This is a genomic window from Enterobacter cloacae complex sp. HYC033_NIDB (genome assembly GCF_056673335.1).
Window position 1 is genome coordinate 1,144,667 of record NZ_CP115123.1, and the last position, 22,403, is coordinate 1,167,069.

Genomic DNA, 22,403 nt, shown 5'->3' on the forward strand with positions numbered 1-22,403 from the left:
ATGCCCTCACCCCGGCCCTCTCCCACGGGGAGAGGGAGAAAACACTAGGAAGGCATTGTGATGGCCTGCTTCTCTTCGAGCAGTTTGTCCACCACGCCAGGATCGGCCAGCGTTGAGGTATCACCGAGGTTACTGGTGTCGCCCGCCGCGATTTTGCGCAGGATACGGCGCATAATCTTGCCGGAACGGGTTTTCGGCAGCGAGTCGGTCCAGTGCAGCACGTCCGGCGTGGCAAGCGGGCCGATCTCTTTACGCACCCAGTTGCGCACCTCGGTATACAGCTCTGGCGACGGCTCTTCGCCGTGGTTCAGAGTGACGTAGGCGTAGATCGCCTGGCCTTTGATGTTGTGAGGAATGCCGACAACCGCCGCTTCGGCAATTTTCGGATGCGACACCAGCGCAGACTCAATTTCCGCCGTACCCAGACGATGGCCGGAAACGTTCAACACATCGTCCACGCGTCCGGTGATCCAGTAATAACCGTCTTCATCCCGGCGCGCGCCGTCGCCGCTGAAGTACATGTTTTTGAAGGTCGAGAAGTAGGTCTGCTCGAAGCGCTCATGGTCGCCGAACAGGGTACGCGCCTGGCCAGGCCAGGAATCGACGATCACCAGGTTGCCCTCGGTGGCCCCTTCCTGCGGATTGCCTTCGTTGTCCACCAGCGCAGGCTGCACGCCGAAGAACGGACGGGTGGCCGAACCGGCTTTCAGCTGCGTGGCGCCCGGCATCGGGGTGATCATGAAGCCGCCGGTTTCGGTCTGCCACCAGGTGTCCATCACCGGGCACTTCTCGTTGCCGATCTTCTTCCAGTACCACTCCCAGGCTTCGGGGTTGATCGGCTCGCCCACGGAGCCGAGGATACGCAGGGAAGAGCGGTCGGTCCCTTCGATGGCTTTATCGCCTTCCGCCATTAGCGCACGGATCGCCGTTGGCGCGGTATAGAGAATGTTGACCTGATGCTTATCAACCACCTGGCACATACGCGCCGGGGTCGGCCAGTTCGGTACGCCTTCAAACATCAGCGTCGTTGCGCCGCAGGCCAGCGGGCCGTACAGCAGGTAGCTGTGACCGGTGACCCAGCCCACGTCGGCGGTACACCAGTAGATGTCGCCCGGATGATAGTCGAAAACGTATTTAAAGGTGGTGGCCGCATAGACCAGATAACCGCCGGTGGTATGCAGCACGCCTTTCGGCTTACCGGTGGAGCCGGAGGTATACAGGATAAACAGCGGATCTTCCGCGTTCATCTCTTCCGGCTGATGCTGGTCGCTCGCGTTTTCAATCAGATCGCTCCACCACAGGTCGCGCCCCTCGTGCCAGTCGATTTTGCCGCCCGTGCGCTTGAGGACAATGACGTTGTTGATGGATTTTACGTTCGGGTTTTTCAGCGCTTCATCAACGTTTTTCTTCAGCGGAATACCGCGCCCGGCGCGCACGCCCTCGTCAGCGGTGATCACCAGCTTCGAATTCGAGTCGACAATACGCCCGGCAACCGCCTCCGGCGAGAAACCGCCGAAGATAACGGAGTGGATCGCACCGATGCGCGCGCAGGCCAGCATAGCCACGGCGGCTTCCGGCACCATTGGCATATAGATCGCCACCACATCGCCTTTTTTAATGCCCTGGGCCAGCAGCACGTTGGCAAAGCGGCACACGTCGCGATGAAGTTCGTTATAGGTGATATGTTTACTCTGAGAGGCATCGTCGCCTTCCCAGATGATGGCCGTTTCGTTGCCGCGTTCAGCAAGATGGCGGTCCAGGCAGTTCGCCGCCAGGTTCAGCGTGCCGTCTTCATACCATTTAATGGAGACGTTGCCCGGCGCGAAAGAGGTGTTCTTTACCTTCTGATAAGGTTTGATCCAGTCGAGGATGTGGCCCTGCTCACCCCAGAACGCGTCAGGGCTGGAAACGGACTGCTGGTATTTCTCCTGGTATTGCTCCGGGCTTATCAGGCAACGGTCCGCAATGTTTGCGGGAATGTCGTGTTTGTGTATTTGGCTCATGGCTTTTTTTCTCCTTGTAAGATGTTAATAATATGTCGCAAAAACGTTAATAGTAGGGGCTTTACAAGCTTTGTTTAGTATTTGGGCGACAGATCACGCAATGTCTGAAGAGTATGAAAATTGAGCGAATGAAACTTTGAAGGGAAATAATTCACCTGAAGAATTATTCACTTTTTTGAAGTGAAAATATTTTGTATAACAAATGGTTATTTATGCGAATTGCTATAAATTGCCGTCAATGACACTTTTTGCAGTGAAATGCCTTGTTCTTTAAGGCTTGCGCAGCATGCCGTGCAAATGATACTCATACGGCGCGTTAAAAAATCCCATAAACCAACGCAACACAATTCATACCCTTTCAGTATGTCTCCATATTCATGCAGTTTTGATGGTACGGAGATTTCATTGAGGAAGTCAGTTTCTATGAAAAATTTGAAAGTCAGCCTGGCCTGGCAGATCCTGCTGGCCCTTGTGCTGGGCATCTTGCTGGGCAGTTACCTCCATTATCATAGCGACAGCCGCGAGTGGCTGATTGCGAACCTTCTCTCCCCTGCGGGCGATATCTTTATTCATCTGATCAAGATGATTGTTGTGCCGATTGTGATCTCGACGCTGGTGGTCGGTATCGCGGGTGTCGGTGATGCGAAACAGTTAGGCCGCATCGGCGTTAAAACTATTCTCTATTTCGAAGTGATCACCACGGTTGCCATCGTTCTTGGCATCACCCTGGCGAATGTGTTCCAGCCTGGTGCCGGGATCGATATGTCACAGCTGGCGACGGTGGATATTTCGAAATACCAAAGCACAACCGCCGATGTGCAGAGCCATTCGCATGGACTGATGGGGACTATTCTCTCGCTGGTGCCGACCAACATTATCGCGTCCATGGCGAAGGGCGAGATGCTGCCGATCATCTTCTTCTCGGTACTCTTTGGTCTGGGGCTTTCTTCCCTGCCCGCGACGCACCGTGAACCGCTGGTCACCGTGTTCCGATCTGTCTCCGAAACCATGTTCAAAGTCACCCACATGGTGATGCGCTATGCGCCGGTCGGGGTATTCGCGCTGATTGCGGTGACCGTAGCGAACTTCGGCTTTGCCTCCCTGTGGCCGCTGGCGAAGCTGGTGATTCTGGTGCACTTCGCGATTCTGTTCTTCGCGCTGGTAGTGCTGGGCATTGTGGCGCGCCTGTGCGGGCTCAGCATCTGGATCCTGATCCGCATCCTGAAGGATGAGCTGATTCTGGCCTACTCCACGGCAAGCTCCGAGAGCGTGCTGCCGCGTATCATTGAGAAGATGGAGGCCTACGGTGCGCCGGCGTCCATTACCAGCTTCGTGGTGCCAACGGGCTACTCCTTTAACCTGGATGGTTCGACGCTGTATCAGAGTATTGCGGCGATCTTTATCGCTCAGCTGTACGGCATTGACCTGTCGCTGTGGCAGGAGATCGTGCTGGTTCTGACGCTGATGGTGACTTCAAAAGGCATCGCAGGCGTGCCGGGCGTCTCCTTCGTGGTGCTGCTGGCGACGCTGGGCAGCGTCGGTATTCCGCTGGAAGGCCTGGCGTTTATTGCCGGTGTGGACCGTATCCTCGACATGGCGCGTACTGCGCTGAACGTGGTGGGTAATGCGCTGGCGGTGCTGGTAATCTCCAAGTGGGAACACAAGTTCGACCGTAAAAAAGCGCTGGCGTATGAACGCGAGGTGCTGGGTCGTTTTGATAAAACGGCTGACCAGTGATGTAAAAATGCCGGGTGGCGGCTTCGCCTTACCCGGCCTACATAAGCCGTAGGCCCGGTAAGCGCAGCGCCACCGGGCAACAATTTATTCCCCGCTCAACGCATCAAACTCTTCACACCCGGTATCAAACCCTTCGGTACAGCTCAGGTTTAACCAGTAAAGCGCTTTCTGTTTATTCGGTGTGATAAAGCCTTTCTCACCCTGCCTGAACAGCATTCCTGCCCAGTACTCCGCATAGCCCGTCCGGGACAGAGCCGAACTCCGCTTGAACCACGATGCGGCCTGCACGTCATCCTGAGGGACTTCAACGCCGTTGGCATAGATCAGCCCCAGCAGCTGTTGCGCGTCTACCGCCGAGTCGCTATCGATGTCTTCGGTCGCCGATTGCAGCAGTGCGATGGCCTGCGGGTAGTCGGTTTTGCCCGCCTGCGTGTTCACCAGCACCCGCGCCAGCATGATCGCGCCGCGTTTGCTGCCCGCAATGTTTGCCTGCTGGGCCAGGGCTTTAGCCTGCGCATAGTCACCCTGCGAAAAGTGGATTTGCGACAGCAGCGCCATGGCGTCGACATCACCGCCTTTTGCCGCTTTTTCCGCCCACAGCGCCGCCTGCGCGCTGTCGCCGGAACTGAACCAGGTATCGGCAAGATAATACTGCGCGCGCGCATCGCCCGCTTCAGCCTGCTTTTTATACTGGCTGCCTATCTCATCGGCATGGGCAAACGCGGTTAAAAATAACAACATCAGAAAAAGGGTTTTCATGGATTCTTATCATCTGGGTACACGCCGCGCAGTATAATCGCGGTGACAGAAGAAAAAAACGGATGCGTTAAGACCTCAGCATCCCACAAGTCGGGCGGAACACGCGTTCCGCCCGAAGAGGTTAGCCTGCGTTACAGGCTAATTTCGCCGCCACCTCCTGATGTTCACTCTTTATTGAAAACTCGCAGAGCTTATCGCGAGTAATAAAGGTAAAGATCACTATCGTCAGGCAAATAATAAAGACGATGCCTAACGTAGTTTTTAATGGCGTCATGCCTTTTACTCCTTGTGAAAAATAGAATAAGAGGCTACTCTCAACCTGTTGGTAGTTGAGGGGTAGCCTCGGGTTGTACTGACCCCAAAAAGTTGGACAGTTAAACACGAGGCACATAGGTCTGGGTTCGATATTCAATTGGACTCAGACCTTTTAATTTCAGGCTAATTCTTCTGCTGTTGTAGTAGTCAATATATTCCGTAACAGCATCCTTCAGTTCGCTTATATTACTGAACTCGTCAAGATAAAAACACTCCGACTTTAAGGTTCCAAAGAAACATTCCACGACTGCATTATCCAGACAATTGCCTTTTCTGGACATGCTCTGTGTAATGCCTTGTTCTTTAAGGATGTTTTGATACCTTCTCATACGATACTGCCATCCCTGGTCAGAGTGCAGAATAGGATGCTCGTGAGGCTTAAGCTTTTTGAATGCCTGATCGAGCATATTCTCGACCATGTTCATCACAGGTCTTTCCGACAGGCTGTAAGAAATAACTTCGTTGTTGAAGAGATCTATTACTGGAGACAAATACAGCTTTCGCCCATTGACTGCAAATTCAGTAACGTCGGTAACCCACTTCTCGTTTGGCCGTGTAGCCTTGAAATCCCTTTGGAGAACATTGGGGGCGGTTTGCCCTACCTCTCCTCTGTAGGAGCTGTATCGCTTGACCTTAATCGCTGCCTTAAGCGAGAGGGTTCCCATCAGGCGCTGAACGGCTTTATGGTTAATCCGTTCCCCGTCTCGATGGAGAGACAACGTTACCCTACGGTATCCGTAACGACCTTTATTCTCGTGATAAATCTCACCAATACGCTTTTTAACATCCGCATACTTATCAGGCTTGCTGAGAGCCTTTAGATGGTAATAAAACGTACTGCGCGGTATCTCCGCTGCCTTGAGAAGCTCATCAAGAGGGTAAAACTGCCTTAGCTCGTTGAGTACTTTCACTTTTTCGCGGGATGAGCTAAGGCTTTCAGCTTTTTTAGATACGTAAGCCGCATTTCAAGGAATCGAACTTGTCTTTCAAGATCCTCAATACGTCGGTCTTTCGACAGCTCCAATGCTAACGCCGCTTTTTCTGGATCAACTGACATTGTAATGTTTCTTTTGGTGCCGATCTTGAGTGCGCGTAAACCAGCTTCTCCGTGCTCCTCATAGACTTTCAGCCACTTGGCTACAGAACCACTACCAGCAAGCATAAAGTGAGCAGCAGCCTGATTGAGGGACATCTGCTGCTCGGTCACGGCTTTCACGACCTTAATGCGCAACTCTGGATCAGCACTAACGCCTTTAGGTTTGGGAATTAAACCTTTTTCTCCATGTTTTTCATAGAGGGCAACCCACGTCCTGACCTGGGTTCGAGGCACACCAAAACGTGCAGAGATGATCCTGTAACCATCATCAGTTGTGAAGTAGTGATTCACGACTTCAAGGCGCTTTTCGAAGGGGTATTTTGGCTTTGACATATCAGGGACTATTCCATTTCATCGTCCAACAAAATGGGTGCAGTACAGGTAAATGCAAATTTCCCGGGGCTTTCCACTTTCTGTCCCTCAACAATGCTCAAGACAGAAAGTCTTAAGCACCCGCCGCATATCTTATCCCTCTGAATTAAAATGCAAAGATGTAATTAATTTTCGCGCAAATTACATTTTTCTGCGAGACGCCTTCAGAAATATATATAGATATAATTAATAGCGATGCCAGAAATAATAATGGGGTGAATATCTCACCCCATTTAGTCAGCGATTAATTAACGGCTTCATCCCATTGCGCTTTCTCGCAGGCGGGCTTTCAGCTTGTTATATTCGTCGATCACATACTGTTCCGCAGCGTGTTGATCCGCAATGGGCTCCACGTTTACGGCGCAGTATTTATACTCCGGCGTTTTGGTTATCGGGCTTAAGTTCTCCGTCACCAGCTCGTTACAGGCGCCAATCCACCACTGGTAGGTCATATAGACTGCCCCTTTGTTCGGACGGTCGCTGACCTGCGCGCGGGTAATGATGCGGCCCTTACGCGAGTTCACCCACACCAGCGCTTCATCTTCAATACCGAGCCGTTCGGCATCGGCGGTGTTGATCTGCGCGTAGCCCGGTTCATCCGCCAGCGCCGCCAGCGCGGCGCAGTTGCCGGTCATGGAGCGGCAGGAGTAGTGGCCCACTTCACGCACGGTGGAGAGCACCATCGGATACTCGTCGGTGAGCTTATCGATCGGCGCGACCCAGTCGCAGGTGAAGAACTGCGCCAGCCCGTTCGGGGTGTCGAACTTCTCTTTAAAGAGGTATGACGTCCCCTGATCGGATTCTGACTCATCCCGGCACGGCCACTGGATGTAGCCCAGCTCACCCATTTTTTCATAGGTTGCCCCATAAAAGTCCGGACACAGATGCCGCAACTCGTCCCAGATCTCCTGGGTGTTGTTGTAGTGCATCGGGTAGCCCATGCGGGTGGCGATTTCGCTGATGATTTGCCAGTCTGTTTTCAGATCCCACTTCGGCTCGACGGCCTTGAAGAAGCGCTGGAAGCCGCGGTCTGCCGCCGTATAGACACCTTCATGCTCGCCCCAGGAGGTCGACGGGAGAATCACATCCGCCGCCGCCGCGGTTTTGGTCATAAAGATATCCTGAACAATCACCAGCTCCAGATCCTCAAAGCCTTTGCGCACCGCGGACAGTTCGGCGTCGGTCTGGAGCGGATCTTCACCCATGATGTAGGCCGCACGTACTTCACCGTGCGCCGCGCGGTGCGGCAGCTCGCTGATGCGGTATCCGGTGTGTGCCGGCAGACTCTCCACGCCCCAGGCCTTCGCAAACTTCTCGCGGTTTTCCGGGAATTTGACGTACTGGTAGCCCGGATAGGTGTCCGGCAGCGCGCCCATATCACACGCACCCTGCACGTTATTCTGACCACGCACCGGGTTCACGCCCACATGCGCTTTACCCAGATTGCCGGTCAGCATGGCGAGGCTGGTGAGCGAGCGCACGGTTTCCACGCCCTGGTAGAACTGGGTCACGCCCATGCCCCACAGAATGGCGGCGGTTTTCGCCCCGGCGTACATACGCGCCGCCTGGCGGATCTCCTGTGCGCTGACGCCGGTTATCGCCTCTACTGACTCCGGCGTATAGCCTTCGACAATCTTGCGATACTCTTCAAACCCTTCCGTACGGCTCGCGACAAACGCCTGGTCGTAGAGGTTCTCCTCAATAATGACGTGCCCCATCGCATTCAACAGCGCGATGTTCGAGCCGTTTTTCAGTGCGATGTGCATATCCGCAATGCGCGCGGTTTCAATTTTGCGCGGATCGCAGACGATGATTTTCGCCCCGTTCTGTTTGGCGCGAATGACGTGATTCGCGACGATAGGGTGAGAATCCGCCGGGTTATAGCCGAAGATGAACACCAGATCGGTGTTATCTATCTCATTGATGGCATTACTCATTGCGCCGTTACCGACCGACTGGTGCAGACCTGCAACCGATGGGCCGTGTCAGACGCGAGCGCAGCAGTCGACGTTATTGGTACCAATAACGGCGCGCGCGAATTTTTGCATCACATAGTTGGTTTCATTCCCGGTTCCGCGTGAGGAGCCGGTGGTCTGAATCGCATCCGGGCCATACTTGGCCTTGATGGCGCTGAGGCGCGTGGCGACGTAATCCAGCGCTTCATTCCAGGAGACGGCTTCCAGCTTGCCGCCGCGCTCGCGACGGATCATAGGGGTTTTCAGGCGCGGGGTGAGGATTTGGGTATCGTTAATAAAATCCCAGCCGTAGTACCCTTTCAGGCACAGCGTGCCCTGATTGGTTTTCCCCTGCGCCGCTTCCGCCCGGACGATTTTGCCGTTATCGACCACCAGGTGGATCTTGCAACCTGAGGCACAATAAGGGCAAACCGTGACGACTTTTTTCATCACTTTGCTCCAGTTAAACAGTTCTTACCTGCCCAATATGCAGCTTCTATGCCATGTTTTTACTATGGGTATTTCCTGACTTTACGACCCTTTGCGGGGCAAAACCCTGACGAAAAACAGCCAATCGTCAAAATTGACGTGTCGAAAGGGCAGGGGATGTGACATGGATTGAATTTCCGTCACGTAAAAAACAATTCGGCTGGAGCCAGCGGCAGAATGGTTCAGACTTAACATAATTCCCTGACGGAAGCATGCGATGAAACCGGCGATTCTGGTGGTTGATGATGATGTCGCAGTCTGCGAACTGCTACAGGATGTGCTCAGCGAGCACGTCTTTACCGTGCTGACGTGTCACACCGGTCAGGACGCGGTGAACCGTGTCCAGCAGGACCCCGGCATTGCGCTGGTTCTGCTGGACATGATGCTGCCGGATATCAACGGATTACAGGTTTTGCTGCAACTGCAAAAGCAGCGACCAGCGCTACCGGTGGTGATGCTGACGGGGCTGGGAAGTGAATCAGATGTGGTCGTCGGGCTGGAAATGGGCGCCGATGATTACATCGGAAAACCGTTCAATCCGCGCGTGGTGGTCGCCCGCGTTAAGGCGGTGCTGCGTCGTACCGGCGCGCTGGACGCGGAGCCTGCCGCGCCGCGCGTTGAAGGTATTGCCTTTAACGGCTGGACGCTGGACACCACCCGCTGCGAGCTGAGCGATCCGCAGCGTAATACCGTGCCGTTAACCCAGGGCGAATACGGCCTGCTGCTGGCATTAACGCAAAACGCCCGCCGGGTACTGAGCCGTGAACAGCTGCTGGAGCTGACCCACAGCGAAAGCGCCGAGGTCTTTGACCGCACTATCGACGTGTTGATCATGCGGCTACGGCGAAAAATTGAGGTCAATCCGCACCAGCCTTTGCTGATCAAAACCATTCGCGGTCTGGGCTATGTTTTTGCCACGGACGTTTCCCATCATGAGAAAGCCGCCTGACCGTTCTCCTGAATAAACGCCTGAAGCTCGGCCAGCGTTTTCGCGCCGTCAATCGCATTGGCCGCCAGCAGGCTGGCCCGCGCGCAGGCGTGCGCCAGATAAATACTCTCGGTAAGCGACAGCGATTCATGGCAACCGTATAAAAAGCCTGCGCAAAACGCGTCGCCCGCACCGACGCTGCCGATAATCTCGTCCTGCGTCAGCTTCCACGACGGAACCCATTGCCCTTTTTCACCCGGCGCTTCCCCCCATGCCCCTTCCGGACAGTGGATCACCACCCGCTGCCGCACGCCTGCCGCCAGCAGCTGTGCGGCAGCGTCGGCGATATGGACCATGTTCAGCGCACCATGACTGTCGCGGATCTCAAGCCCGCTAAACTCACCGGCTTCCAGCTCGTTAATCACCAGATAATCAAGATGACGCAGGGCAGGGAGCACCAGCGGCTGATAGCGCGGATCGCCCTTGCGGGAGACCAGATCGAGCGAGGTTTCATACCCCTGATCGCGCATCTGTGCCAGTAACCGCGCGCTGCGGGTGCCAAACTCCTCGTCCGGCATGTCCAGGCTGTCGAGCAGCAGCAGATAGCCGAGATGGAAGATCTTCAGCGATCCGTCGAGGCGATCGAAGGCGGGAAGATCCAGCAGGCGGTTGGCGCCCGGCGAGTGAAAAAAGGTGCGCTGTCCGCTGGGGTCGGTCATTACCTGCGACATCGACGTTGGGGCGAACGTCGTGCGCTGCACGCGCTGGCGATTGACGTGATACTGGTCGAGCATCGCCAGAATATAGTCTCCGTCGCTGTCTTCCCCAATCAGCCCCACCGCCTGTAACGGCAGGCCGACGTGCATTTTCGCCAGCGTCAGCAGAACGTTGAGCGGCGCACCGCCGGTTGAGCGCTCACTGTGGGTTATTTCCGCCAGCCAGCCGCGCTCCGGCCACTGTACGATCTGGTGGACGTGATCCACCAGCATGTTGCCTGCGGCGATAATCCCTTTGCGTTCCATTATGCCTGCCCCGCGCTGCCGAAGATGCGCATCTGCTCCGCGACCGTATCGGTAATGGCCTCTTCAATGCCCAGCAGCAGTTCGGCAAACTCATCGTACAGCGGCTGGCGGTTCGCCATGCGCTGCTCAACGGCGGCGAGCGCGGCCTGCGACATGCCGGTATAAAAATTGATTTTATGAATGCCCAGCTCGATAGCGCGGCGGAAGTCGGCATCGCTAATTCCCGAGCCGCCGTGTAAAACCAGCGGCAGGCCCGTCTGCTGGCGAATGGCGTCCAGGCGCGAGAAATCGAGTTTCGGCTCGCCCTTGTATTTCCCGTGCGCGTTGCCAATGGCGACCGCCAGCGCGTCGATACCGGTTAAATCGACAAATTCGCGCGCCAGCTGCGGGTCGGTAAAGAACGCTTCATCCGCATGCCCATACAGCGCGCCGCCTTCATCTCCGCCGACTGCGCCCAGCTCCGCCTCCACCGAGACGCCCACCGCGTGGCACATCTTCACCACTTCCCGGGTCTGGCGGATATTTTCCTCATAGCTCAGCGTCGAGCCGTCGAACATCACCGAGCTGAACCCTAAGCGCAGGGCGCGCACGACGGCCTCAAAATGCAGGCCGTGGTCGAGGTTAAGCACCACGGGAATGTCGTGGCGGGCGGCTTCGAACTTTACCGCTTCGACAAGCGAATCCAGCGACACGTACTTAAAATGCACTTCCGCGATGTTGATGATAAACGGCGAGCGTTCCTGCTTCGCGGCGGCAAACAGCGCGCGCAGAAAATGGGAGTCGAGAACGTTGAACGCGCCCAGGGCGTAGCGGTGTTCTCTGGCGTGTGCCAGACCGTCGGCAAGAGAAATCAATGGCATCATTCACTCCTTATATCCGAAACAGGTTGTACTCGTTGCACAGCACCAGCACCGCCGGTTCGTCTTCTTCGATGGTGTTGTAGCGATCGATGGGCTGTAAAAAGTGGTTGTCGTGTTCATCGTCATTGACCGACGACACTTCGCCCACCAGAACGTCGCCAAAGCCGCGTTCACCCCAGAAACTGTGGTACAGGCCGGGCGTCAGGCAGATGCTCTCCCCAGGCGTGAGGCGCAGCTGGCTGCCGGGCGTGTGCGTCTGCCGACAACCGTCTATCGTGACGATCACGTCGGTGTTTTCGGTCTCCTCATGCGCGCCCGCATTCCATAACTCAATAATCAGATTCCCGCCGCCGCGGTTGATGATGTCCTCCCGCTTGCGCCAGTGGAAATGCATCGGCGTCACCTGGCCGTCGCGGACGTGCATGATTTTTTCGGCATAGCACTTCTCATAAGGCACGCCGTTGGGGGAGCCGTTGCGCAGGGTGAACAGCGTCAGCCCCTGTGCGGCAAAGTGGTTGCCGCCAAACGCCGTCACGTCCCAGCCGAGCCTGAGGTCGAACACCTCCTGCCAGGCGGCCTGGTCAAGCTGCTGCCATTTTGTTGGCGGAAAGCTGGCAAACGGCGGGAGATGCACGTCGTGCATGGAGAAGAACTGCCGCGTGTGGCCGAGGATTTCATTGATGTCGGAGCGTTTCATGGGGACTCCTTGAGTTTTATGCCACCCCCTCACCCCGGCCCTCTCCCTCAAGGGAGAGGGGGAGAGGGTTAGGGTGAGGGCATCAGGCCGCACCGGGTTTACTTAACCGTCCACCCCTTATACGTGCCGACGTTCTTTTTATCGATCATCGTCACCGGGATCAGCACAGGCTCTTTCGGCGCCGGTTTGCCCTGTAGAATGTCATAGCCGATCTCCACCGCCTTCGCCGCCATCACCTGCGGATCCTGCGCCGGCGTCGCCACAAACAGGGAGTTTTCGCGCTTCAGCGCTTCCTCACCGTCCGGGGAACCATCCACGCCGACGATAAAGAACTCGTTGCGCTGCGCCTGTTTCGCCGCCAGATCGGCGCCGATCGCCGTCGGATCGTTAATTGCGAATACGCCGTCGATCTTCGGATTGGCCGCCAGCAGGGAGGTCATGACCTCCAGTCCGCCTTCGCGGCTGCCTTTGGCGTTCTGATTATCCGAGAGCACTTTGATATCCGGGTGGCGCCTGAACTCGGTCTGGCAGCCCTCCACGCGGTTTTGTACCGCAGAAACCGGCGGCCCGTTGATGATCACCACGTTGCCTTTACCTTTCAGGCGGTCGGTTATATACTTACAGGCCATCTCCCCCGCCTGGGTGTTATCAGAGGTGATGGTGGCATCGGCCCCTTCCGCCGCCACGTCAACCGCCACGACCACGATCCCCGCCTCTTTGGCGCGTTTTACCGCCGGGCCGATCCCTTTAGAATCCGCAGCGTTGAGGATGATCATGTCCACTTTCGCCGCAATGAAGTTATCGATCTGCGACACCTGCTGGCCCAGATCGTACCCGCTGGAGACCAGCGTCACCTTGACGTTATCCCCCGCCAGCTTGCGCGCTTCCAGCTCGGCGCCTTTGGTGATCTGCACGAAGAACGGGTTAGCCAGGTCGCCCACCGTCACGCCGATGGACTTCAGATCTTTTGCCTGCGCAAACGGGGTTGCGGCCAGCAGCGCGCCAGCACAGAGCGCGGTCACTAAGGGCTTCAATCTCATGCTGTATTCCTCACGTAGGGTATTGTTGTTATGCACTTTGATGGTGTCGGGTACGGTATTTGTCGATCAGCACCGCTATGATGATCACCGCCCCTTTGATCACCAGCTGCCAGAAGTAGGAGACGCCCATCAGCGTCATGCCGTTGTTGAGGGTGGCGATGATCAACGCGCCGACCAGCGTGCCGGTGATCGTGCCGATCCCGCCGACGAAGCTGGTGCCGCCGAGGATCACCGCCGCAATCGCATCCAGCTCGTACCCCGTGCCGAGGTTGCCGTTGGCGCTGTAGAGGCGCGAGGCGCTCATCACGCCGCCTAATCCCGAGAGCAGGCCGCTCATGCCGTAGACAAACAGCAGCACCAGCCAGACCTTGATGCCGGTTAAGCGTGCCGCCTGCATATTGCCGCCGACCGCATAGATGTGAACGCCGAGGGTTGTGCGACGCAGAATAAACCAGCACACCACAATCACCGCCAGGGCGATCACCACCAGCCACGGAATCGGGCCGAGGTAGTTGTTGCCGATCCACTCGAAGTTAATGTTGGAGTTAATGACCGTCGTGCCGTCCGCCAGCAGATACGCCGCGCCGCGCAGTGCCGTATAGGTGCCGAGCGTGACGATAAACGGCGGAAGTCCGGCGAAGGCCACCAGCGCGCCGTTGAACAGCCCCAGCACCATACCGAGCATCAGCGCCGCCGGAATGGAGAGCATCGCAAATTCCGGGATAAGCGAGACCACCATCGCCGCTACCGCCGTAGTACCCAGAATCGAGCCCACAGAGAGGTCAATCCCGCCGGTCAGGATGATGAAGGTCATCCCCGCCGCCAGCACGATGTTGATCGACGCCTGCCGGGTAATATTCAGCAGGTTGCTCTCGGTGAAAAAGTTCGGGGCGATAAAGCCAAATACCGCCACAATCAGGATTAAAATTGGCAAAATGCCGATCGTTTGCATCAGATCGCTCATCAGCATTTTTTTGGCGGAGGCGGATTTCGCCACCTGCTGCGGATGGGTTGGAGTTGTCATAATTACACCGCCTGATGATGTGTGTCGTTCACGCCGGTTGCCAGCGTCATGATGTTTTCCTGAGAGATGTCGCGTCCGTGGAGTTCACCCGCGATGCTGCCTTCCCGCATCACGTACACCCGGTCGCTCATGCCCACCACTTCCGGCAGCTCGCTGGAGATCATCAGAATCGCCACGCCTTTGCGCGCCATCTGGTTCATGATGCGGTAGATCTCGCTTTTCGCGCCGACGTCCACCCCACGCGTGGGCTCGTCCAGAATCAGAATGCGCGGGCCTATCGCCACCCAGCGGGAGATCAGCAGCTTTTGCTGGTTGCCGCCGGAGAGCCCGCCCGCGCGCACCTGAGAATGCGGCACGCGGATATTGAGCAGGGCGATGGCGTCATCGGAAATAGACTGCGCTTTTTTGCGGTTCAGCCAGCCGAAGGTGGCGTCGCGCTCCAGCGTCGCCATGGTGATGTTCTCCTGCGCCGCCAGCTCCAGAAACAGCCCCTGCTCCTTGCGGTTCTCGGTAAGAAAACCGATGCCGTTTTCAATGGCCGCGCGCGGGGAGTGGATCACCACCGGTTCGCCGTCGACCTCGATCATGCCGCCGGTGGCTTTGCGCACGCCGAAGATCAGCTGCGCCAGCTCGGAGCGACCGGCCCCGACCAGCCCCGCCAGCCCGACGATTTCACCGGAGCGAACCTGCAAACTGCACGGCAGCACTTTTTTGCCATCTGTCAGGTGGTGTACGTTCAGACGCGGGCTGCCGAGCGGAATATCGCGCTCTTTGTTAAACAGATCGCTGAGCGGGCGGCCCACCATCATGCGCACCAACTCAGAGGCATTCAGCTTGTCGCGCGTCAGGCTGCCGACGTACTGCCCGTCGCGCAGGACGCTGACGCGATCGGAAAGCTCATACACTTCCGCCATGCGGTGGCTGATGTAGATAATCGCCATCCCTTCATCGCGCAGGCGCAAAATCAGTTCGAACAGACGGTGGGTTTCGCGCGAGGAGAGGGCGGCGGTGGGTTCATCCATCACCAGAATACGGCTGTTGCGGTGCAGCGCGCGGGCGATCTCCACCTGCTGCTGCTCGGCGATGGTCAGCTTCATGACCAGGTCGGTGGCGCTGAACTGCGCGCCCAGACGGTCAATGACCGCCTGCGCCTGGGCAGCCATCTCTTTGCGCTGGACCAGCCCGCCGCGCGACAGCTCGCTGCCGAGAAAAATGTTTTCCGCCACGGTCAGGTTAGGAGCAAGCTGCATCTCCTGATAAATCAGGGTAATGCCTGCGGCCAGCGCATCCTTCGGCCCTTTGATGTGAAACGGCTGACCGTCGATGAGGATGTCGCCGCTGCTGGCGGTATAGGCGCCTGCGAGGATCTTCATCAGCGTGCTTTTTCCGGCGCCGTTTTCCCCCATCAGCGCGTGGATCTCACCGGGGAAAACCGTCAAATCCACACCCTTGAGCGCGTGGAAATTGCCAAACGTCTTGGCAATATTGCGCATCTCTAAAACCGGGGTTCTGCTCATGGCGGATCTCCTGTGAATGTCGATATCTGCACTTCATCACAGGTGCGTAAATGCAAAATGTCAGAAGCTGTTCATATTTGTCATAGTTATGAATAGCTAATCGCCATCACATTTTCCTTTTCCCTCTCCCTGTGGGAGAGGGCCAGGGTGAGGGCACCAAACCGCAGAGGAGCCCAAACCCATGTCTTCACGCCCCCCGTTCTTCACCAGCGCCCGCGGTCGCCTGCTGATATTTAACCTGCTGGTGGTGGCGGTAACGCTGATGGTAAGCGGCGTGGCGGTGCTCGGCTTTCGTCATGCCAGCCAGATCCAGGAGCAGGTGCAGCAGCAAACGCTGGATGATATGACTGGCAGCATGAACCTCGCGCGTGATACCGCGAATGTGGCGACGGCGGCGGTGCGGCTGTCGCAGGTAGTCGGTGCGCTGGAGTACAAAGGCGAAGCTGAACGGCTGAAACAGACGCAGATGGCGCTGCGCCACTCGCTGGAGCAGCTTGCCGATGCGCCGCTGGCGCAGCAGGAGCCCGCGCTGGTGGCGCGTATTATTCGCAGGAGCAATGAGTTACAGCAGAGCGTGACGGGAATGCTGGAGCGCGGGCAAAAACGGCATCTGGAGCGTAACGCGCTGCTCAGCGCGCTGTATCAAAGCCAAAGCTACCTGCGTCATTTGCAGGATATCAACCGCCGTTACGCGAGCAATGTGCCAGACGCCCGGCAGCTTGCAGAGATGGACAGGCTGATCGTTGCCGCCATTGATACCCCTTCACCGCGCGCCACGGTGCAGCAGCTGGATGCAGTAACCGCGATGTTACCCGCGAGCGCCCTGCAACCGGTGGTCAACCTGGTGCTCCCGGATTTTAATGATGAGCTGCGCAAGCTCGCGCCACTGTCGAAGCAGCTGGAAGAGAGCGATCTGTCCATCAGCTGGTACATGTTCCACATCAAGGCGCTGGTGGCGATATTAAACCGCGACATTAATCAGTACGTTGAACAGGTGGCGCAGGCCTCCCGGCTGCGTACCGCCCAAAGCCACCAGGAGCTGCGCTCCATCAGCGTGTTTATCAGCGTCTTCGCGGTGCTGGCGCTGATCATCACCGGCTGCGCCTGCTGGTATATTTACCGCAATCTGGGCTCCAACCTGACGGCTATCTCAAGGGCAATGTCGCGCCTCGCTCACGGCGAGCAGGATGTGTCGGTGCCCGCGCTACAGCGGCGTGATGAGCTGGGGGAACTGGCGCGCGCGTTTAACGTTTTTGCCCGCAATACCGCTTCGCTGGAGCACACCACGCGGCTACTGAAGGAGAAGACCTCGCAGATGGAGGTCGACCGCATCGAACGTCAGGGGCTGGAGGAGGCGCTGCTGCACAGCCAGAAAATGAAGGCGGTTGGGCAACTGACGGGCGGGCTGGCGCATGATTTTAATAACCTGCTGGCGGTGATTATCGGCAGTCTGGAGCTGACCGATTCAGCGTCACTGGACGCGCCGCGCATCACTCGTGCGCTCAAAGCCGCGGAACGCGGGGCCATGCTCACCCAGCGTCTGCTGGCCTTCTCGCGCAAGCAATCCCTGCAACCTCATGCGGTAGAGATGAAGCCGCTGCTGGAGAACCTGAGCGAGCTGATGCGGCACTCGCTTCCCGCCACGCTGACGCTGGATATTGAAGCGCAAACCCCGGCCTGGCCCGCATGGATTGACGTCAGCCAGCTGGAAAACGCCATTATCAACCTGGTAATGAACGCCCGTGATGCAATGGAGGGGCAAAATGGTGTGATCAAAATCCGCACCTGGAACCAGCGTGTGACCCGCAGCGACGGGCGCAGGCAGGATATGGTCGCGCTGGAGGTGATTGACCACGGCTGCGGGATGTCGCAGGAGGTGAAATCGCAGGTCTTTGAACCGTTCTTCACCACCAAACAGACCGGCAGCGGCAGCGGGTTAGGGCTGTCGATGGTGTACGGCTTTGTGCGTCAGTCCGGGGGGCGCGTTGAGATCGAAAGCGCGCCGGGGCAGGGAACCACCGTGCGGCTCCAGCTGCCGCGCTCGACGCTGCCTGCGTTCTCCGATGATGCCGCGCTGGCGACCACGGCCCCGGCAGAAAGTGAGCTGCTTGTGCTGGTCCTGGAAGATGAGGCGGGCGTGCGGCAGACCCTGTGCGAGCAACTGCACCAGCTTGGCTACCTGACGCTTGAAGCCGAAAACGGCGAGCAGGCGCTGAACATGCTGGACGCGTCGCCGGATATCGGCATGTTTATCAGCGACCTGATGTTGCCGGGCGGCCTGAGCGGTGCAGAGGTGATCGGCCATGTACGCAGCCACTATCCGCAGTTGCCGGTGCTGCTGATCAGCGGACAGGATTTGCGCCCGGCGCATAACCCGCAGCTGCCGGACGTTCAGTTACTGCGAAAACCGTTCACCCGCGCACAGCTGGCGCAGGCGCTGCGCAAGGTGATGGCAGGAACCGGCAGCGAGCCAGGGTAGCGGCCCCCTGAGCGCCGTTAAAAGACGACGACGAGGCAGGGATAAATTTCACGGACTCATGCGGCAGCGGGCGGCGCAAATGCTGCTTTATCCCGACAATCAGCGCTTCGCGCGGAAAGCCAGGCATATCCATTACGCCGCCACCGAGGATCACCGCATCCGGATCGAACAGATTTACACTGGTGGCAATGGCGCGGGCTGCATGATTCAGGAGTTGCTGTACGAAGGGGTCATCGGGTACGGCTGAAAAGATATCTCCCATCGCATACTCGCGGGGCTGCTGTTCGTACCACTGTTTCAATGCGATACCGGAACAAACCGTTTCCAGACATCCCGGGTTGCCACAACCACAGTGCCGTGTCATATCCCCCTGTGGAATATGCCCGAGCTCGCCCGCTACGCCGTGCGCGCCCGTCCATGGAGCACCGTTTAGCCAGATGGCAAATCCCATGCCGGTGCCAAGATAGGCCGCCAGAACCTCTTGCTGCTGGAGATTGTGTTGCGCCACGTCAAACGAAAGCTGAAGGTTAACGTCGCGGGAAAATTCGACCGGGCAGCCTAGCGCATCTTCAAGTTTTCCCGCCAGATCGCGGAGCTCATTCGCCTGCAAAGGCAGATTTGGCGTCGAAATAATGGTGCGTTTGTCTTTGCCGACCAGTGCCGGAAAGCCCATGACCAGACCGCGACAGTGAACCTGTAAATGACGCAGCTGAGCCGTGATCATTTCCGTCACGCCGCACACCACACCAGAGCGGATAACCTCCGCGGTGCGCTGTTTTTCACAATGCAACACCGCACCGTCGGCCGTTTGCAGGCAAAAACGGATATGAGTGGCCCCCATATCCACTCCGGCGACGACATCAGGCTGTTTTTGCATGAGGAACAACCTCGTTTCGTGCCGACAGGATCTGCCCGGCCATAAGCTGCCATGCATCCCCGATATTCTCTGCATGGTTGAACAGACCAGACGTTCCGACGATAAAGACATCTGCGCCGGCGGCCATCAGTTTTTTATAGGTGGCCTGATTGCATGAGCCATCGATCTCAATCTCATAGCTCAGCCCTTCGCGTTCGCGCCAGGCTTTCAGCTCGGCAATTTTCTCCAGCATTTCCGGAATGAACGGCTGCCCGGCAAAGCCTGGATCGACGGTCATCACGGTGATTTTGTCCGCCTTATGAATATAGTATTTCATTGCCTCAACCGGGGTTTCCGGGTTGAGGATGAGTCCCACCTTCATACCGTGACGACGGATCTCTTCAATCAGGCGGAAAGCCTGACCGTTGATGGTCTCCGGGTGCAGTGTGATGAAGTCTGCTCCGGCCTGCGCCAGCTGGCTTATGTAGTCCTGCGGGCGAGTCACCATCAGGTGACAGTCCAGTGGTTTGGTGGCGAGCTTCTTCACCTGGCCGACAAAGAACGGAGACAGCGTCAGATTAGGCACAAAGTGGCCGTCCATGATGTCGATATGGAAGTAGTCCGCGTGCTGGTCAATAAATTCGATCTGTTCTTTGAATTTCAGCAGATCCATACACATCAGGGAGGGTGAAATTTTCATAGTGATTTCCTTACTTACTGATCAATCTGTCGAGGGCAACAGCGGCGATAATCAACCCGCCCATTACCACCAGCTGGTAGTAGGTTTGTACCTGTAAGATATTGAGTCCGTTATTGATGGTGCCGATGATGAGACCACCAATCACGACCGAGAAGATGCGGCCTTTACCGCCGAAGAAGCTGGTTCCGCCGATGATGGCGCTGGCGATGGCGTATGTTTCAAATCCCATCCCGGCCAGCGGCTCCGCTGCGCCCAGACGCGCAGTCGACACCACGCCCGCCAGCCCGGCGCATACGCCAGAAATAATGAACACCACCAGAATATGAAACTTCACGTCGATGCCGGAGTAGAACGCCGAGTTTTTGTTACCGCCCAGGGCGTAGATATTGCGCCCTAGCCGCATACGGGTGGTGAGGAACCAGAGGATCACCGCGACGATCAGCGAGAAGATGACCGGTACGGGTATCCCGAGGACGCTGGCAGCGAAGAAGTTTACAAAGTCGAACGAGAAGCCATAGACGGAATTAGCGTCGGAAATCACCAGCGTGATGCCGCGAAAAATGGCGTTAGTACCGAGAGTGATAATGAACGGATGTAGCCCGGTCCAGTTGACCAGACAGCCATTGATCGCCCCCAGCGCGCCGCCGACCAGTACGCCGCCAATCAGTGCTGCAAAAAACGGGTCGACACCAGCCAGCATCAGTTTGGCAGTCACCATGCCGGAGAGTGCCAGAATGGCTCCGACGGACAGATCAATACCCGCGACAAGGATGGCAAAGAATTCGCCCATCCCGATCAGCACCGTTACCGAGCTCTGGACAAAAATCTGCGTGATGTTGTTGGTGGTGAGGAAGTACTCCGATGACAGCGTGCCAAAGATGGCGACTATAATCGCGAGGATAAAAAAGGTACCGTACTTGTCCCAGAACAGCGCGAAGTTAAATGGCTTTTTCTCCGCCATATCGCCTTTCACTCTTGTGGTAATGCCCATGCCATGATCTCCTCTTCGCTCATGTCGTCGCGATTGGTCAGGATTTGCGTCAGCCGCCCTTCGCAGAACACGGCGATGCGGTCGCAGACGGCGATAATTTCAGGTAATTCAGATGACACCATCAGGATGACCTTGCCTTCGTCAGCCAGCTGGCGCATCACCTTGTAGATTTCGGCCTTTGCGCCGACGTCGATGCCTCGCGTGGGTTCATCAAAAATGATGACGTCCGGGTTGCAACACAGCCATTTAGAAATCAGCACCTTTTGCTGATTGCCGCCGGAGAGTTCGGTGATGTTTTGCTCTACGCTATGGCACTTCAACGCCAGCAACTGGCGCTGTGCTTCGGCGGTCTTGCGTTCTTCATGCTCGCGAAAGAGCCCCATGGCCCCTTTATAGCCACCGTTTTTCAGGCTCTGGCTGACGGCCATGTTTTGGGCGATAGAGAAATTGGGGAAAAAGCCATTTTCGCGGCGGCTTTCGGTGATGTAGGCCATCCCTTTTTTCAACGCATCCAGAGGCGAACGCGGGGAGATGGTTTTGCCGTTGAGGCGAATTTCACCGCTCGCGCGTTTATCCACGCCGAAGAGACAGTCCATCAGTTCGGTACGTCCCGAGCCGACCAGACCCGCAAAACCCAGTATTTCGCCGCGGTTCACGCTGAACGAAATATCTCGCACTTTTTTCTTGTCCCGGCTGGTGACGTTGTTCACCTCAAACACCGTGTCGCGTTCGATGTTGCCGGTGCTCTCTTTCATGGCGTTAAAGCGGTTTTGCAGTTCGCGGCCGACCATCAGGCGCACAATGTCGTCGTTTGAAACGTCACTCACCAGGCCACTGCATACGCTGGAACCGTCTTTCATTACCGTGTAGCGGTCGCAGATGCGGCGGATTTCCGCGAGCTTATGCGAGATATAGACAATGGCGGTGCCTTCTTTACGCAGCTGATTCATGATCAAGAAAAGATAATCCACCTCTTTATTGGTTAATGAAGATGTGGGTTCATCCATAATGATCACTTTGGCATCGAGCATTAAGGTTTTCGCAATTTCCAGCATCTGTTTATGGCTGATGGATAAATTCGCTACTTTTTCATCTAAATCGACTTTTAATCCGACGCGTAAGAGCATCATCGCACCGCGAATGCGCATCTCTTTCCAGTCAATAATCCTGATGCCACAAACCTTTTTGGTCAGGTGACGGCCTATATATAGATTTTCCAGCACGGTTAATTCATCAATAACGCTGAGTTCCTGATATATAATGCCGATGCCCAGTCGTGCTGCCAGTTTATGATCCAATTTGTCGTAATTCTTTTCATTAATAATAATGGAGCCTTTGGTCGGTTCATGAATTCCCGACAATACTTTCATTAAGGTTGATTTACCGGCACCATTCTCCCCTAATAACGCGTGGATCTCATGAGGGTATATAGTTAAATCAACCGATTTTAATGCGTGAACCGGACCAAAGGATTTGCCGATCCCCGCCATCGAGATATATGGCGTGACCATGTTTATTTCCTTCTCTGTTCACCCTCTCCCTGTGGGAGAGGGCCGGAGTGAG

18 protein-coding genes are annotated in these 22,403 nt (G+C 56.5%); 3 read left to right on the plus strand and 15 right to left on the minus strand.

From position 1 onward, the window contains the following. Positions 1–44: 44 nt before the first annotated feature. A complete protein-coding gene (gene acs / locus O1721_RS05420; RefSeq protein WP_032646888.1) occupies positions 45–2,003 on the minus strand; it encodes an acetate--CoA ligase in 1,959 nt (652 codons plus the stop codon). Positions 2,004–2,426: 423 nt separating this feature from the next. Between acs and gltP the strand changes: the two genes are divergently transcribed. Then, positions 2,427–3,740, plus strand: coding sequence for a glutamate/aspartate:proton symporter GltP (gltP, locus tag O1721_RS05425; protein ID WP_015570199.1), 1,314 nt, complete (start codon positions 2,427–2,429; stop codon positions 3,738–3,740). An 84-nt stretch (positions 3,741–3,824) separates the two neighbouring features. Here the strand turns inward: gltP and O1721_RS05430 are convergent, their stop codons facing one another. The 4 genes from O1721_RS05430 to fdhF all read right to left on the minus strand — a co-directional run bounded on the left by O1721_RS05430 (position 3,825) and on the right by fdhF (position 8,687). Next, positions 3,825–4,499 (minus strand): tetratricopeptide repeat protein, encoded by a 675-nt coding sequence (locus O1721_RS05430; RefSeq protein WP_015570200.1) that lies wholly within the window; start codon positions 4,497–4,499, stop codon positions 3,825–3,827. A 121-nt stretch (positions 4,500–4,620) separates the two neighbouring features. Then, positions 4,621–4,773, minus strand: a complete 153-nt coding sequence (locus O1721_RS05435; protein WP_023295770.1) for a Hok/Gef family protein — start codon at positions 4,771–4,773, stop codon at positions 4,621–4,623. 100 nt (positions 4,774–4,873) lie between these two features. Further along, a protein-coding gene (locus tag O1721_RS05440; protein WP_085949440.1) for an IS3-like element ISKpn8 family transposase occupies positions 4,874–6,243 on the minus strand; the annotation gives its coding sequence in 2 pieces (ribosomal slippage) (positions 4,874–5,763 and positions 5,763–6,243; 1,371 coding nt in all). Between the two features lie 296 nt (positions 6,244–6,539). After that, positions 6,540–8,687 carry a formate dehydrogenase subunit alpha gene (gene fdhF / locus O1721_RS05445; protein ID WP_080024796.1) on the minus strand — a complete coding sequence of 716 codons (2,148 nt, stop codon included), beginning with the start codon at positions 8,685–8,687 and terminating at the stop codon, positions 6,540–6,542. 256 nt (positions 8,688–8,943) lie between these two features. Here fdhF and O1721_RS05450 point away from each other — a divergent pair, with 256 nt between their 5' ends. Then, positions 8,944–9,675, plus strand: a complete 732-nt coding sequence (locus O1721_RS05450; RefSeq protein WP_032646891.1) for a response regulator — start codon at positions 8,944–8,946, stop codon at positions 9,673–9,675. Here O1721_RS05450 and O1721_RS05455 read toward each other — a convergent pair. From O1721_RS05455 to O1721_RS05480, 6 genes are all read right to left on the minus strand, one after another. Next, positions 9,657–10,676, minus strand: a complete 1,020-nt coding sequence (locus O1721_RS05455) for a carbohydrate kinase family protein (RefSeq protein WP_032104459.1) — start codon at positions 10,674–10,676, stop codon at positions 9,657–9,659. The two genes, O1721_RS05450 and O1721_RS05455, sit on opposite strands and share 19 nt — an antisense overlap. After that, positions 10,676–11,536, minus strand: coding sequence for a ketose 1,6-bisphosphate aldolase (locus tag O1721_RS05460; protein ID WP_032646894.1), 861 nt, complete (start codon positions 11,534–11,536; stop codon positions 10,676–10,678). The genes O1721_RS05455 and O1721_RS05460 overlap by 1 nt, the downstream gene beginning before the upstream one ends. A 10-nt stretch (positions 11,537–11,546) precedes the next feature. After that, entirely contained in the window at positions 11,547–12,233 is a 687-nt protein-coding gene (locus tag O1721_RS05465) for a D-lyxose/D-mannose isomerase (protein WP_017694710.1), read from the minus strand. A gap of 98 nt (positions 12,234–12,331) precedes the next feature. After that, the gene (locus tag O1721_RS05470) at positions 12,332–13,273 is read right to left on the minus strand and encodes an ABC transporter substrate-binding protein (protein ID WP_003860240.1); all 942 of its coding nucleotides are present in this window, start codon (positions 13,271–13,273) and stop codon (positions 12,332–12,334) included. 28 nt (positions 13,274–13,301) lie between these two features. After that, positions 13,302–14,297, minus strand: a complete 996-nt coding sequence (locus O1721_RS05475) for an ABC transporter permease subunit (RefSeq protein WP_003860239.1) — start codon at positions 14,295–14,297, stop codon at positions 13,302–13,304. 2 nt (positions 14,298–14,299) lie between these two features. Beyond that, the gene (locus tag O1721_RS05480; protein WP_017382641.1) at positions 14,300–15,814 is read right to left on the minus strand and encodes a sugar ABC transporter ATP-binding protein; all 1,515 of its coding nucleotides are present in this window, start codon (positions 15,812–15,814) and stop codon (positions 14,300–14,302) included. Between the two features lie 181 nt (positions 15,815–15,995). Here O1721_RS05480 and O1721_RS05485 point away from each other — a divergent pair, with 181 nt between their 5' ends. After that, a complete protein-coding gene (locus O1721_RS05485) occupies positions 15,996–18,293 on the plus strand; it encodes a hybrid sensor histidine kinase/response regulator (protein ID WP_032646899.1) in 2,298 nt (765 codons plus the stop codon). Here O1721_RS05485 and alsK read toward each other — a convergent pair. The 4 genes from alsK to alsA are packed head-to-tail and all read right to left on the minus strand — an operon-like array spanning position 18,226 to position 22,351. Then, complete coding sequence (gene alsK, locus O1721_RS05490) at positions 18,226–19,170, minus strand: allose kinase (RefSeq protein WP_015570209.1); 945 nt, start codon at positions 19,168–19,170, stop codon at positions 18,226–18,228. The genes O1721_RS05485 and alsK overlap by 68 nt on opposite strands. Further along, positions 19,154–19,849, minus strand: coding sequence for a D-allulose 6-phosphate 3-epimerase (alsE, locus tag O1721_RS05495; RefSeq protein WP_015570210.1), 696 nt, complete (start codon positions 19,847–19,849; stop codon positions 19,154–19,156). The genes alsK and alsE overlap by 17 nt, the downstream gene beginning before the upstream one ends. 10 nt (positions 19,850–19,859) lie before the next feature. Then, positions 19,860–20,840, minus strand: coding sequence for a D-allose ABC transporter permease (gene alsC / locus O1721_RS05500; RefSeq protein WP_017382644.1), 981 nt, complete (start codon positions 20,838–20,840; stop codon positions 19,860–19,862). Beyond that, positions 20,819–22,351 carry a D-allose ABC transporter ATP-binding protein AlsA gene (gene alsA / locus O1721_RS05505; protein ID WP_017382645.1) on the minus strand — a complete coding sequence of 511 codons (1,533 nt, stop codon included), beginning with the start codon at positions 22,349–22,351 and terminating at the stop codon, positions 20,819–20,821. Before alsA ends, alsC begins: the two co-directional genes overlap by 22 nt. Between the last annotated feature and the right edge of the window lie 52 nt (positions 22,352–22,403).

What these genes read in the sequence shown, in the direction of transcription:
- acs (WP_032646888.1), bottom strand. Translation starts at nt 2,003, where the DNA reads ATGAGCCAAATACACAAACACGACATTCCCGCAAACATTGCGGACCGT.
- gltP (WP_015570199.1), top strand. Translation starts at nt 2,427, where the DNA reads ATGAAAAATTTGAAAGTCAGCCTGGCCTGGCAGATCCTGCTGGCCCTT.
- O1721_RS05430 (WP_015570200.1), bottom strand. Translation starts at nt 4,499, where the DNA reads ATGAAAACCCTTTTTCTGATGTTGTTATTTTTAACCGCGTTTGCCCAT.
- O1721_RS05435 (WP_023295770.1), bottom strand. Translation starts at nt 4,773, where the DNA reads ATGACGCCATTAAAAACTACGTTAGGCATCGTCTTTATTATTTGCCTG.
- O1721_RS05450 (WP_032646891.1), top strand. Translation starts at nt 8,944, where the DNA reads ATGAAACCGGCGATTCTGGTGGTTGATGATGATGTCGCAGTCTGCGAA.
- O1721_RS05455 (WP_032104459.1), bottom strand. Translation starts at nt 10,676, where the DNA reads ATGGAACGCAAAGGGATTATCGCCGCAGGCAACATGCTGGTGGATCAC.
- O1721_RS05460 (WP_032646894.1), bottom strand. Translation starts at nt 11,536, where the DNA reads ATGCCATTGATTTCTCTTGCCGACGGTCTGGCACACGCCAGAGAACAC.
- O1721_RS05465 (WP_017694710.1), bottom strand. Translation starts at nt 12,233, where the DNA reads ATGAAACGCTCCGACATCAATGAAATCCTCGGCCACACGCGGCAGTTC.
- O1721_RS05470 (WP_003860240.1), bottom strand. Translation starts at nt 13,273, where the DNA reads ATGAGATTGAAGCCCTTAGTGACCGCGCTCTGTGCTGGCGCGCTGCTG.
- O1721_RS05475 (WP_003860239.1), bottom strand. Translation starts at nt 14,297, where the DNA reads ATGACAACTCCAACCCATCCGCAGCAGGTGGCGAAATCCGCCTCCGCC.
- O1721_RS05480 (WP_017382641.1), bottom strand. Translation starts at nt 15,814, where the DNA reads ATGAGCAGAACCCCGGTTTTAGAGATGCGCAATATTGCCAAGACGTTT.
- O1721_RS05485 (WP_032646899.1), top strand. Translation starts at nt 15,996, where the DNA reads ATGTCTTCACGCCCCCCGTTCTTCACCAGCGCCCGCGGTCGCCTGCTG.
- alsK (WP_015570209.1), bottom strand. Translation starts at nt 19,170, where the DNA reads ATGCAAAAACAGCCTGATGTCGTCGCCGGAGTGGATATGGGGGCCACT.
- alsE (WP_015570210.1), bottom strand. Translation starts at nt 19,849, where the DNA reads ATGAAAATTTCACCCTCCCTGATGTGTATGGATCTGCTGAAATTCAAA.
- alsC (WP_017382644.1), bottom strand. Translation starts at nt 20,840, where the DNA reads ATGGGCATTACCACAAGAGTGAAAGGCGATATGGCGGAGAAAAAGCCA.
- alsA (WP_017382645.1), bottom strand. Translation starts at nt 22,351, where the DNA reads ATGGTCACGCCATATATCTCGATGGCGGGGATCGGCAAATCCTTTGGT.